Raw genomic sequence first — 13,613 nt, forward strand, 5'->3', positions numbered from 1 at the left:
TCTTTAATTTCGGGAATTTATTTCTCAATACAAATATTTTGCTCATATTTAACATCACACCAAAAATTAGAAAATACAATGCGCTTTTTATATATAACTACAAAAGATAAATTCTATCAAGAAGCTGTAGATTTAAGAATTACAACCTTTTTTAAAGAGTTTGATAAACCTGAAATTCTCATTAATGATGTTTACGAGAACGATAGTTTTCACATTGTATGCTTAGATAAACATGATATTGTTATTGGCACTGGTAGACTAAATATAGAAGAAAGCAAAGGTATTATTTCTCAGATGGCTGTTGCAAAAGAGTTTCAAAAACATGGTATAGGGCAGAAGATTATTGAATTGATGATTGAAAAATGCCAGAAAAATAATACCCAAGTAATTGTACTTAACGCTAGGGAAGACGCTATTGAATTTTATCAAAAATTTGGGTTTCATAAATTTGGTGAACCTTTTGCCTCAAAAAAAACAGGAGTGTTACATAGAGTAATGAAAAAGGTAGTTTATTAGATGCACTAGTGATTACTAATTATCTTTCTAGTTAGAGTTTTAGCACTATAAATTAGTTCTCGTTATGAGAACATTTTTTTATTTTATATATTTGTAATATGAAAAGAATCATATCGAAGAAGACATTAATCGATTTTGCAAATAAACATGCTTCTTCAAAACAAGTCTTAGAATTGTGGTATGATGACGTGAAATCTGCAAAATGGATTAATTTTAATGATATAATTTATGATTACCCTTCGGCAGATGTACTCAATAATCATAGAGTTTGCTTTAATATTGGAGGTAACAAGTTCAGGTTAATAGCAACTATAAATTTCAGATTCAGTACAGTTCGAATTAATTTTATTGGAACCCATGCTGAATATGATAAAATTAAAAATGCATCAACTATAGAAAAATATTAGTTATGGCGATTACAGAAATTATTCATCCTAGGCCAATTTCATCTGAAATGATGTATGAAAATTACCTTCAAAAGGTTGATAGTCTGATGGTAAAAGATGATTTATCAGATAATAATGCAGAACTACTAGAGCATTTATTAATATTGATAGACTATTACGAATCTGATAATTATAATATAAAAACAGATCATCTAACACCAATTGATAGAATTAAATATAAATTAGAAGTCAAAGGGTTAAAACAAAAAGATTTAATAGGTATCATAGGTACAAAAGGAGTAGTTAGTGAAGTTCTAAATAAAAAGAGAAAATTATCTTTAGCAATGATCAGAAACGTATCTGAATTTTTAAATATTCCAATAGATAAAATTACCAGTGATTACCTCCTTTCTAATTAAATAAAAAACAACCTCAATTAACTATAAGTTTTATCGATAGTATTATAGAAAAAATCAATTTTACAAATAGTTAAATCTGTAGTAAGTTTGTAACACAATAAATCGAAAGAGAAATTAAACTTAATATAGATATGTCACAAATAGGAAAACAAGTAGTAGATTTTAAAGTTCAATCATTCGCTAACAATGCATTCGAAACAGTTTCTAAAGCAGATGTTTTAGGAAAATGGTCTATCTTCTTCTTTTACCCAGCTGACTTCACTTTTGTTTGCCCAACAGAATTAGAAGATTTAGCTAACCTTTACGAAGATTTCAAAGCTACAGGAACAGAAGTATATTCAGTTTCTACAGATACACACTTTGTACATAAGGCATGGCATGATACTTCTGATACAATCAAAAAAATTAATTACCCAATGCTAGCAGACCCAACTGGTGTGTTATCAAGAGGTTTTGATGTTATGATTGAGGAAGACGGAATGGCTGAAAGAGGTACATTTATTGTAAATCCAGAAGGTGAAATCGTATCTTACGAAGTAGTAGCAGGTAACGTAGGTAGAAATGCTGAAGAGTTACTAAGAAAATTAAAAGCGTTACAATTTGTTGCCGCTAACCCAGCAGAGGTGTGCCCAGCAAAATGGAAAGAAGGAAACGAAACATTAAAGCCTAGCATTGATTTAGTAGGCTTAATCTAGAAATAAATACTCATCCATACTTTCAGAGAGGTGAATCTATATAATGTAGATTTACCTCTTTTTTTATTTCTATTTATATGAAGAGTATAACTATAAGTAGAGTGGGTAATTAACTATTCGTAAAGGTGTTATATTATATCATCATATCTAATAAATTAACCCTATGAAAAATACGATCATCTTCTTCTTCCTTTTGTTCACACTAAAAATTTATGCTTCTGATAGCGTAAAAGTAGATAGAACTGTTTTACCAATTAAAGACCCTTACAGAAAACACATTACAGTGCAGAATGCAAGGAATGTAAAAGCCCCAAAACCTTTTAAAATTACAGCTCCAAAAGGTGCTCCAAATGTAGTTGTTATTATGTTAGATGATGCTGGTTTTGGTACTGCAAGTCCGTTTGGTGGAATAGCAGACACTCCACATATGGATAATTTTGCTAAGGAGGCCCTTCTATATAATCAATTTCATACTACATCTCTTTGCTCACCAACTAGACAAGCATTAAAAACAGGTAGAAATCATCATACATGTAATCAAGCAGCAATAACAGAAATGGCCACTTCCTTTCCAGGTTATACAGGCCAATTACCTACTGCTGTAAACTCCATTGCAACAATTTTAAATTTTAACGGATATAGTACAGGAGCATTCGGCAAATGGCACGAAACTGCTGTTTGGGAAACTTCCATTTCTGGTCCTTTTGATCGTTGGCCTAACCGACAAGGCTTTGATGAGTTTTATGGCTTTATTGGTGGAGAAACGAACCAATGGAGACCAAGTGTTTTTCATAATTTGAATAGAGTAGAAACCCCAAATAATCCGGAATATCACTTCATGAAAGATATGACAGATAGAGCTGTTTCTTGGGTGAATTTCCAACATGCAATAACACCTGACAAACCATATTTCATGTATTTTACTCCTGGAGCAGTTCACGCCCCTCATCATGTTCCTGAAAGTTATATTGCTAAACAAAAAGGTAAGTTTGACGAAGGTTGGGATGTTATAAGAAATCAAATTTTTGAAAAGCAAAAGAAATTAGGCATCATTCCAAAAGATGCTGTATTACCTCCAAAACCAAAAGATATAAAAGATTGGAACAGTTTATCTGCCACAGAAAAAAAACTATTTGCACGTCAGGCAGAAGTATTTGCAGCTTTTTTAGAAATGACAGATTATGAAATTGGAAGATTGATAAGTAAACTCCCTGACCCTGATAATACCCTTATTTTCTACATTACCGGTGATAATGGAACAAGTGCCGAAGGTGGAATGGATGGATTATTTAATGAGTACACCTACTTTAATGGAGCCAATAAGTTTAATACAGTAGACTTTATGATGAAGTATTATGATAAGTGGGGTAGCCCAGAAACTTATCCGCATATGGCTGCAGGGTGGGCTGTTGCTTTTGATGCTCCTTTTAAATGGACAAAACAAATTGCGTCTGATTATGGAGGAACAAGAAATGGACTTATGGTAAAGTGGCCTAAAGGTATAACTGCTAAAAAAGAAATTAGACCACAATGGCATCATATTATTGATATTGCTCCAACAATCTTAGAAGCATGTAATTTACCTGAACCTCAATTAGTACATGGAATACCTCAAATTCCAATGGCTGGTGTAAGTATGTTATATAGCTTTGACGATAAAGATATAAGCAGTAGAAGAACGCTTCAGTATTTTGAAATGATGGGAAATAGAGGATTGTATTATGATGGGTGGTTTGCAGGAACTGTACATTCCATTGCTTGGAAACAAGTACCCGAAGCTCCTTTAGAAGAAGACAAATGGTTCTTATATCATGTAGAAGAAGATTTTACCATGGCAAATGATGTTGCTGATAAATATCCTGAGAGGTTAAAAAAGATGCAAGATTTATTTAAAAATGAAGCAGTAAAATACAGTGTCTATCCTTTAGATGATAGAAAAGTAGAACGTTTAAATGCCAAATTAGCAGGCCGACCAGATCTTATGGCTGGTAGAAATGAATTGACTCTTTTAGGTGGTATGACTGGATTGTATGGTAATAACTTCTTAAATATTAAAAATACCTCCTGGGAAATTGAAGCAGAAATTGAGGGAAAAGAAAAAGTTACTCAGGGTGTAATTTTACAACAAGCGGGTAGATTTGGCGGATGGTCATTATATGTACACAAAGGGAAATTAGCCTACACTTATAATTTCTTAGGTATTCAAGAATTTACTACAATTTCTAAGAGTACACTCCCTAAAGGGAAAGCAACTGTAAAAATGGATTTTGCTTACGAAGGTAAAGGTAGAGGCAAAGGTGGACTTGCAACCATCTATGTAAATAATAAAGAAGTGGGTAGTGTAAAAGTACCTTACACCCAAGCTATAGCATTTTCTGGTGATGAAACCGTAAATGTTGGAGTCGATTTAGAAACTATGGTAAGTCAGAAATACACACCTGAAACTAGTAAATTTAATGGTGAAATTTTGTTTGTAACAACCAAACTCAAATAACAATATCAACATTTAAGACTATGGAACACGTAACCTCATGTAAAAAGGGTTACGTGTTTTTTTTTGACTATAAAACAAAAAGGAAAGAATATATTATACTTATTAACTAGTACTTACAATCGTTATTTTTGATCTTTTCATGTTGTCTTTTACAATTATTAATGGCTTTTTTTGACTAGTCGTTATATTAAATTGTTATAGTTTATAGAATTAGTAGACTTTTAAAACACGCTAATTACCCAATAATTAATCTCATTAAGACATGAAAAAATATTTATTCATAGCAGTACTGTTTTTCCTTTATTCTTGTGCTGACAAGGAACAAGAATCAATTCCATCATCACAAAATGATGAACTGAGGAAACTTGAAAATAAAATCACAGAATTAAACGAGCAAATTACATCCGTTTCTAAACAAAAAGAGGGTGTAAATAATAATAATGCAGCTCTATCACAAGCTAATAAAGACTTGTTAGATGAGGTGGCTAAACAAGAGCAGAGTAACCAGACATTGCAAAATGCGATGAGTAAGAAAGAACAGGATAATAAGGTACTAGAAGATCAAATTCAAAAAGAATCTAAAAAGAATCTAGTCTTAAAAGGTGAAGTAGATCAGAAAGTATTAGATAATCAGAATTTACAAAATAAGGTTACTCAAAAAGAACAAGATAATCAATTTTTACAAGGAGAAGTCAGTAAAAAAGATAAATTAAATCAAGACTTGTTTGATAAATTAATACAAGAAAAAAAAGACAAGCAAGTAGTTGATAATAAGATGAATAAAAGTAATCAAGAGAATCAATTATTAAGAAATGAGGTAAACAAGAAAGATCAAAAAAATAAGGATTTAAGTCAAAAATTGACGAAAAAAGATAGTAAAAACACGCAACTCCAATCTAAAATAAAAAGTAATACTCAAACTGCTTCAGCATTATCTCAGACTAATCAGAATTTACAAAATCAACTTTCCTCTGTAAATGCAGAAGTACAAAAGAGAGATCAGGAGATTTTAAAATTTAAAGATGATTTAAATCAATCTAAAATAGCGTTACAAAGTTTAAAATCGAATGTAAACGTAAAGCAAAAAGAGATTGATGACTTAACGAAGGAAGTTGATAATACAAAACGTCAGTTAGTAGATTACTTAAAAAGGTTAGCACCTAGTCAGAAAGAAAAAATTAAAAATATTAAAATAATTATTTTTTCTGATAAGACTCAAACAATAGACCCATTAAAACTTAAAGAAATTATTACATTCACTAATGAAGTGTACAAGAAAGCTGTTCAAGATTATATGAATGATCCAAAGAACGAACTTAAAAAATATATGTATGATATTTCAAATTTTAAGGTAACATCAGAAACTTACACTGGTACTTATGGTCTTAAATTTTTGATGCGAGTGAAACAACAAACAGATGAATTTGATAAATTGATAGAAACGTTAAGTTCAACAAATCAACTTCCTGTATTAAAAACTAACGAAGAAATAACAGTATATGCTTATATGAGCTCTTCTATTTGGTCAAGTAAATTTGAAGCTACCTTTGTAAATGGAAAATTACAAATAAATACAGGGACACCTGTAAAAGGATCAATAACAGCTAAATATGGAGATAATCTAAAAAAAGGTATTACTTCTAATCCTATGAATATCCTTTTTAGTACAGTAGATAATCATATTCTCGCACATGAAATTGGTCATGGTTTTGGGTTTATGCATGATATGCAAAATAAGAAGGCCCTTATGAATGGATTAGGAAGTAAAAATGTGAAATTTTTCACAAAAGACAGAGCAGATCTATTAACAGAGAAGTTACTCGGTTTGAGTAAATAATATTTTCTCTTTTTTTATATAAACACCTATTAGTAAAAGGAGTACTATCCTTAGCTAATAGGTGTTCTGTTTTTTTAAAAATCTCGTTATTAATAAGACAATATCTCTTGTTTAGCAAAAGTTAATTTCATTATATGCTTATCCGTAAAAATAACAGTACGTATCTCTAATACGTTCTACTCCTCTAATTCACCCAGTTCTGATTCACTTTTGGTGGAAAGCTTTTTTAACATTTAGCATATAAGATATTATTAATTTTGTTATTATGATATCACTCTCTACCTTTTCTAGTTTTGGTTCATTTGAATTTGATGGGTTCTCTGTTGATGAATCTAATACTGTAAAGAAAAGAATCATTCATTTGAAATCTATATCTCCTTCCGGAAAATGTCCTTGTTGTCATACAGAAAGTAATTCAAAACATAGCTATTATTTACGTAACCTCAAAGATTTATCTTGGTCAGATTCTAGTGTTGAAGTTTCCTTAAAAGTAAAAAAATTCATTGTTCGAGGAAGATTTTTACTGAACGTTTTACTCAAGAAATACAACCTTATGCTCGTTCTACAACTAGATTACAACATCAATTAATGGTTTTAGGACTCACAATAGGTGTACGAGCATTACAACGAATATCATCACATCTACAATTAGAATATTCCACTTCATCTTTGTTGCGTTTTGCTCATTTGTTTCAAGTGAATGACAATAATAAACTCACTATTAATTGTTTAGGCATTTAAAAAACAAGTTTCCTATGATACTATTTTAGTGAATTTGGAAACTAAATAACCCATAGCTTTACTTCCTGATAGAAAAGTAGAGACCGTAAGTAAGTGGTTATTAGCACATCCTGAAATTAAAATAATTACCCGTGATGGGTCCAGTAGTTATGCATCAACAGCAACAAAAGGAGCTCCTCAAGCAGAACAAATAAGTGATAAATGGCATATCAGCTGTAATTAGAAGCTATTTAGAAGGATATAAAAGTGATATTAGAACAGTTTGTGAAACTATTTCAGCAAATGGACACGAAAAATTGAAGTCTGCTCTTCTTTCTCAAAAGATTGAATTGCCTGAGACTAAATACTCTGCATTATTTAAAAAAGTCAAAGAACTACAAAAAGAAGGTAAATTATCACAAAGGAAGATTGCTAAGGAATTAGGTATGAATAGAGATGCAGTCGGAAGATATTTTAAGTTGGATGCTTATCCACGTAATTTTTCTGAGCCTATATATGAAAAAAATATAGCTCTTTTATTCGCAAACTTTGGAAAAATGGTGAACGAAGTGCTAAGGAGATATGGCGAAAAATAAAAGAAAAAGGATATTCAAGAGATTATCCTCATTTCTATAGATATGTTCAGTCCCATGTTAAAAAACCCATGTAGATATTCATCCATTAAAAATTAAATATAACACTATTAATCAGGTAAATAGATGTTTATTTCTTCATAGTAACGAAAGAACTATGGAAGAATCTACATTTATAAAATCACTTTGTGATAAAATTCCTCACTTAGAAAAATTGCGTAAACGCTATTTTGAATACCGTAATATCTTCTTATCTAAGTTACCTGATAAATTACCAACTTGGTTAGCATCAGCTAAAGAATTGTCTATTGAAGGTCTAACTAGATTAGTTGGAGGAATTGAAAGAGATATGGAAGCTGTTAAAAATGCTGCTATTTATAAATTAACAAATGGTCAAGTAGAAGGGCAAGTCAATAAATTAAAAATGATAAAACGTAAAGGGTATGGAAGGGCAAAATTACCCTTTTTAGAAAAACAGATGATGATATTAAATGAGTTATAAATGATAAAATAAAGCATCAAACCTGATCATAAAATTACTTTTATACAGTGATTTTGTAGCGTAAAAATGAAGTGTTATTACCTCCTATAAATGTTAAAAAGCTTTCCACCAAAAGTGAATCAGAACCTCCTGTGTTTGATAAAGTTTAATACTAAAATTTATGTAGCCTAAGAAGAAAAAATTTCAATATAATTTGTGTATTTTAAAAAAAAAACATATTATTGTGATAACTAAAAACTAATTTTAAATAAATCTTTCATTAAAAATGACCTCAATCAAAAACCTTCATTTAAAGAGAACTCAAACTTTATTAAGTTAGAATCTATATCATGTGAAATTGAAATCATTATTTATAGAGATATGAAATAACCAACAAATGCGAAAGTATAAAATAAAATGATTTATCATTTTTCAAATTGAATGTTACAAATCAATGTAAATCACATATTTTATGTCTAAACATTTATTTTCGTATTGAATTTATATTCTTGCTAAATCTTAAAATTGTTATAAACCTCTTTCATACTATTATTATATAGACAAATCCTCAATGGGATAATCACATATAAAATATGTATTACTTTTATGTATTTTAAAATTTTTACGAATAGTTTAAAATTTAATGGTATATCTCGTTGTGTCTTTATATTTTAATTTAAATATAATAAATTATATTACACTTAAACTATTTTCAATCTAATATTTTTTATGAAAAAGAAAATCAAATTAAACAAAGAGACACTAGTCTCTTTACAAGAAGATCAAATGAAATCTTCTTTTGGTGCTGAACAAAGTAATGATTCAGGTGCTGTGTGCGACAATGAAATAGGAGCTTTAGCAATCGCAGCTGATTCTTGCTGCAAAAAATCTTGTAACTAATAGTTTTTTAACTATGAATTTACAATAGATAATTTCTTTGTTATATAAAAAGTCTATTTATCAGTCGTTTAGACTAGTTTAAACGACTGATATTCATATATTTAAATACTCATGTCAATTTTAAATCAAAATATTAATACTCAGCTTGAAAAAATATATAGCACAATCGAGTCTTTATTGGTGACACTAAACACTAATATAAAAGCAGTAGAAAAATCAAAAGATATAAGTTTAGGAAATGGATTGTCAGCATTAACCATTTGTAACTTTTATGCAGGAAGATATCTAAATGATTCCACATATATTGAGAAAGGTAATGAACTAGTGGAAATGATAATTGATATATTAAATGAGCAAAGTTTTTCCTTAAAAAATATGTTCTCTTATTTTAATGGTCTAACTGGAGTTTGCTATCTATTTAATCATTTACAAAAAAAGGATCTCATTGTATTTGATGTGCAAGAAAATTTATCTGCTATTGAAAATTATATTTTTGATTTAGGTTATAAATCAATAAAAGTAGGTAAAAGTGATTATTTACATGGTGGTTTAGGAATTTTATATTATTTCTTAAAAAGAATTGAAAGTGAGATCAATGTAGAGCGTTGTAACAAGATAATTGATGCCTATTTTACAAAAGCTAAAATTGATGAACAGGGCCTTCGAATGATAAATACTGTGTTATTTGAGGCGGTTGAAGAAGAGTATAACTTAGGTTTAGCTCATGGTCTTGCTGGTCAACTTATCATATTAAGTCACGCTTATGAGAAGGGACTAAAAAAGGAAAAAATACAATATATCATTGAGCAAGGGGTGAAATATATAGAAGGGAAGAAAAGAAAGTTAGAAAAAACGAACGGTAACTCTTTATATGCAGTGAGTTTTATTGATATTTTACCTCCTGATGACCCTGCAAATTTAGAGTTTTATGATTCTCGATTAGCATAATGTTATGGAGATCTTAATTTTGCCGTGATGTACTTTAAGTTAGGGAAGATATTTAACAACCCCAATTATATAGAAAGAGCAACTGAGATTTCAACTAGAGTAGCTTATATTAGAAATATAGAAACTGCTAAAATTGGAACTTCATTTTTCTGCCATGGATCTGCTGGAGTAGCTTATATCTTTAATAGTTTTTATAAAAAGACCAATAAGAACATTTTCTTTGAAGCGAGTGCTTATTGGTTATCATTTACATTGGAAAATATTGAAGAGCAAATCAAAATGCTTAAAACTAAGAATCAATCATGCCTTTTAGGAGGTGGAGGAGGTACTTTACTAAGCTTACTTTCATTCTTGAATAAAGATAGCACTGATAAATGGAATGAATTATTTATTCTAGATTAGTTTTTACTTATAGGTCCGTAAAGAAAATGATTAATGTTGTGCTATTAAAAGTAAATCCTTTTAATATTATTCGTTTATTATGTGTCGTTATGTGAAATAGAGGTTTTTAGTATTTAATTATGTATTATTCATCATTGATAATATTAATTTTCACTTTAAGTAATGGAACAAAAAATTAAAATTGGATTACTAGACTTTGGTATTAGGAAAACTGACTATAGTAGTATGGGAAAGATTCTTGATGTCATGGAGTATGCTGAGCATGCTGACCGTTTAGGTTTTTCTAGAATTTGGTTAACAGAACATCACAATTATTCTTCAAGCGATGCATGGTCTAGTCCACAAATGTTACTCCCGCTTATTTTAAATAATACGGATCAAATTAATGTTGGTGTTGCGGGGGTATTGTTAAATTATTACTCTTCATATTAAGTAGCATTAAATATTGATATTCAAGCATTTAAAACCCCTACTGGACTTTTGCCTTTATATCAGGAAACACCCATATTTGATAGAATAAAAAAGCCTAATGTTTGCATTATTTAGATAAAATATATTTCATTAACATAATTCACCTTTGCAATGTGAAAAATACCAATTCTTTTTAAAATTATACATCGATCGAACATAATTAGAGTTTGTGTATCCCAAAACTCTCCAAAAAAAAGGGATGTTTTATACATACAATTATTTATAATAATTATGAATTTTATTAAATCTAATAAGGATTTAAAGTCTGTTGCTAAGAAATCAATTCAGGCTGAAGAACTATTTGAAAAAAGAACAGTTGTAGAATTGTCTGATGAAGAATTATCAAATACAAAAGGAGGTACAAGTCCTTCTTGTATTGTTACTGTGTCAATACTTGTAACAACACTTATTCCAAATGATGCTTTTTCATCGAAAAATTAAAGAGCAACTGATTTTTAAATCATAACTATTATGTACTCAACCATAATTATTTTTCTTAAAATTAAGAACTATGATTATAGTTGAGTGCTTACTGTAAAACATTTTGTTAAATACTAAAAATAATGAATAAAAAATTATATTTTTTTCTAATATCTAGTTGGATTATAATATCAAGAATACTTGATGTATACTATACATATCAATTCACTCCTGATTTATCAAAAGAGGCAAATCCAATAGTTTCTATTTTTGGAATTTCTTCATGGTCTATTTTATCATTCATAATTACTGTAGTTGTAATTTATGTAATATACACATTCTATTTAGTGATTTTTAAACCCTTTGATTTACTACCCAATGAAAAAGGATATTCTTATAGTAATATTATAGCGTATTTATTTTTAGGGGTTAAAGAAAGTTGGTTATCTGTGTTCTATAAATTCCCCAAAAGTTACAAAAGAATGAAGTATTATATAGGACATATTTTACCAGTATCGTTTGCATATGTAGGATTAATTACAACTATAATGTGGTTATTAATAAATAATACAGAGTCATTTTATACTGAATATTATCGTTTGAAATATGTCTTGGTTATTATTTTACTACCTATTGTTAGTTTTATCTTTGTTTGGACTTATTTGATGTATAAAAAATATCTAAATAAATTACGAATTAACTAATTTATTTTTATTTGGCATTACGGTCAATAGTGTTTTGTTTTCTGGGTAGATATGAAAAAGGTTGTAATTAAGGCAAATTTATAATTACATAAAAGATTATTGGTTTAGTTTGTTACTTTATCTATTTTCTTATTAATCATTCAACAAAAGAATTAATAAATTTATTATTAACACTTGTATTTGATTCGTTTTATGATTTATCCCTTTACAATCTGATATTATAACCTCTTAATTGGGAATTTTATAACAATTATGGTTTGTAAATAAAATTGAATAAGTAAAGTGATGCTTTATTTAGTAACTAAAAGTTATATCACATATTTTAATCCATCTAAACGTTTACAAATATTCAGATATGATATTGATTACATTTTAAATGTGATCAATTGTTAAAAATAAATATTCAAAAGTAAGGTCATAAAATGGATTAATAGGGCATATTTATGAAAAAATGATTCTTCTCTTAATAGATCATTAATAAAGTGCGTTTTTCCATTATTTTTTTAATAGCATAATATTTTTTAACCTAAAAAAATATGAAACAATTAGTTATTTGTCCAAATAATTTCCACAAACATTACGAAGATACTTTTTCTTATGGAAAACTGAAATTTAATGGTAAGGATATTAATTACGCACTTATTGAAACCGAAGATACATATTTCAATCCTAATGAACACGTAGATAAGGTTTTAATTCGTAAAAAAGCATTTTCATGTAATTATAGAGATTTATCAATATTATTATTGCAATCTGAAAGAATTAATAATAACTCTCAAATTGCATATACCCCTTTTGGTTCTGAGTTTTCAGGTATTATTGAAGACATAGGAAATAATGTAGTTAATTTTAAAGTAGGAGATAGAGTAATATGTAATGGTTCATATGATATAAATAATAATGAATTTGGATTACCTTCTAATGGAACCTCGAAAGAGTTGGAAATTATTGATATAGGAAATATTATACATATGCCTAGTAAAATGTCATATGCAGTAGGGGCGGGTTTTACTATAGGAGCACAAACAGTATACTCAATGATTAATAAGTTAAAGTTAGAAAAAAAAGCGAAAGTATTACTTACTGGTATTCGTGCTAATACATCGTTATTTGCATTATCGGCTTTAAAAAAAAATAATATAGATGTTTATGGTTTAACTCGTTCAAAAATAAATGAATCATTGTTTAAAAAACATGGGATGAAAGAAATTTTTAATTTCAAAGAAGAAGAAGGTTTTTTAAGTAATCCAAGTTTATACGAGCTAATTAAGAAAACAGGGGGGTTTGATGCGATAATTGATCCTTTTACTGATAGCTATTTTTTTGATGCTTTGAAAGCTTTAAAATTTAATGGTAAATATATTACTTGTGGACTTTCAAATCAATTCGATTATGACTATAAAAAAATATCTTTAAACACAGAACTTGCTGCCTTAATTCTCAAAAACTTGAAAATTATAGGAAATTGTCTTGGTAAGACAGAGGATTTGAGGGAAGCATTAGATGATTTTCAAAAAGGGAATTTGTATGTATTTATTGATTCAATAACAAATGATCCTATTGAATTTATGAATCAATCGTTTATCAATAAAAATAGATTGGGGAAAGTAATTTTTGAGTACTAAAA

15 protein-coding genes and 1 pseudogene are annotated in these 13,613 nt (G+C 28.7%); all 16 read left to right on the forward strand.

Annotation, left to right across the window (positions count from 1 at the left end):
- Positions 1–78: 78 nt before the first annotated feature.
- The 16 genes and pseudogenes from EI427_RS16335 (at position 79) to EI427_RS16410 (ending at position 13,611) form a co-directional block, all read left to right on the forward strand.
- Positions 79–516, forward strand: a complete 438-nt coding sequence (locus EI427_RS16335) for a GNAT family N-acetyltransferase (protein WP_126616731.1) — start codon at positions 79–81, stop codon at positions 514–516.
- A 98-nt stretch (positions 517–614) separates the two neighbouring features.
- Positions 615–923, forward strand: a complete 309-nt coding sequence (locus tag EI427_RS16340; RefSeq protein ID WP_126616733.1) for a type II toxin-antitoxin system HigB family toxin — start codon at positions 615–617, stop codon at positions 921–923.
- Positions 924–925: 2 nt separating this feature from the next.
- Positions 926–1,321: a helix-turn-helix domain-containing protein gene (locus tag EI427_RS16345; RefSeq protein WP_126616734.1), complete on the forward strand. Its 396-nt coding sequence runs from the start codon at positions 926–928 to the stop codon at positions 1,319–1,321.
- Between the two features lie 131 nt (positions 1,322–1,452).
- The gene (gene ahpC, locus EI427_RS16350) at positions 1,453–2,016 is read left to right on the forward strand and encodes an alkyl hydroperoxide reductase subunit C (RefSeq protein WP_126616736.1); all 564 of its coding nucleotides are present in this window, start codon (positions 1,453–1,455) and stop codon (positions 2,014–2,016) included.
- 163 nt (positions 2,017–2,179) lie between these two features.
- A complete protein-coding gene (locus EI427_RS16355; RefSeq protein WP_126616738.1) occupies positions 2,180–4,510 on the forward strand; it encodes an arylsulfatase in 2,331 nt (776 codons plus the stop codon).
- 262 nt (positions 4,511–4,772) lie between these two features.
- On the forward strand, positions 4,773–6,347 hold the full coding sequence (locus EI427_RS16360; protein ID WP_126616740.1) for a hypothetical protein: 1,575 nt from the start codon (positions 4,773–4,775) through the stop codon (positions 6,345–6,347).
- 265 nt (positions 6,348–6,612) lie between these two features.
- Positions 6,613–6,936 carry a hypothetical protein gene (locus EI427_RS16365; protein WP_126616742.1) on the forward strand — a complete coding sequence of 108 codons (324 nt, stop codon included), beginning with the start codon at positions 6,613–6,615 and terminating at the stop codon, positions 6,934–6,936.
- 204 nt (positions 6,937–7,140) lie between these two features.
- On the forward strand, positions 7,141–7,311 hold the full coding sequence (locus tag EI427_RS26435) for a transposase (RefSeq protein WP_126618454.1): 171 nt from the start codon (positions 7,141–7,143) through the stop codon (positions 7,309–7,311).
- The gene (locus EI427_RS16375) at positions 7,283–7,663 is read left to right on the forward strand and encodes a hypothetical protein (RefSeq protein WP_126616744.1); all 381 of its coding nucleotides are present in this window, start codon (positions 7,283–7,285) and stop codon (positions 7,661–7,663) included. The genes EI427_RS26435 and EI427_RS16375 overlap by 29 nt, the downstream gene beginning before the upstream one ends.
- Before the next feature lie 106 nt (positions 7,664–7,769).
- Positions 7,770–8,162, forward strand: a complete 393-nt coding sequence (locus EI427_RS16380; RefSeq protein WP_262708881.1) for a transposase — start codon at positions 7,770–7,772, stop codon at positions 8,160–8,162.
- A gap of 708 nt (positions 8,163–8,870) precedes the next feature.
- Entirely contained in the window at positions 8,871–9,041 is a 171-nt protein-coding gene (locus EI427_RS25910) for a class I lanthipeptide (protein ID WP_155523293.1), read from the forward strand.
- Positions 9,042–9,152: 111 nt separating this feature from the next.
- Positions 9,153–10,391 (forward strand): annotated as a pseudogene (locus EI427_RS16385) (lanthionine synthetase LanC family protein).
- 162 nt (positions 10,392–10,553) lie between these two features.
- Complete coding sequence (locus EI427_RS16395; protein WP_126616752.1) at positions 10,554–10,823, forward strand: LLM class flavin-dependent oxidoreductase; 270 nt, start codon at positions 10,554–10,556, stop codon at positions 10,821–10,823.
- A gap of 270 nt (positions 10,824–11,093) precedes the next feature.
- Entirely contained in the window at positions 11,094–11,303 is a 210-nt protein-coding gene (locus EI427_RS16400) for a hypothetical protein (protein WP_126616754.1), read from the forward strand.
- A 122-nt stretch (positions 11,304–11,425) separates the two neighbouring features.
- Positions 11,426–11,986: a hypothetical protein gene (locus EI427_RS16405; protein WP_126616756.1), complete on the forward strand. Its 561-nt coding sequence runs from the start codon at positions 11,426–11,428 to the stop codon at positions 11,984–11,986.
- 536 nt (positions 11,987–12,522) lie between these two features.
- Entirely contained in the window at positions 12,523–13,611 is a 1,089-nt protein-coding gene (locus EI427_RS16410; protein ID WP_126616758.1) for a quinone oxidoreductase family protein, read from the forward strand.
- The last annotated feature ends 2 nt before the right edge of the window (positions 13,612–13,613 follow it).

The sequence above is a fragment of the Flammeovirga pectinis genome, assembly GCF_003970675.1.
GTDB lineage: Bacteria > Bacteroidota > Bacteroidia > Cytophagales > Flammeovirgaceae > Flammeovirga > Flammeovirga pectinis.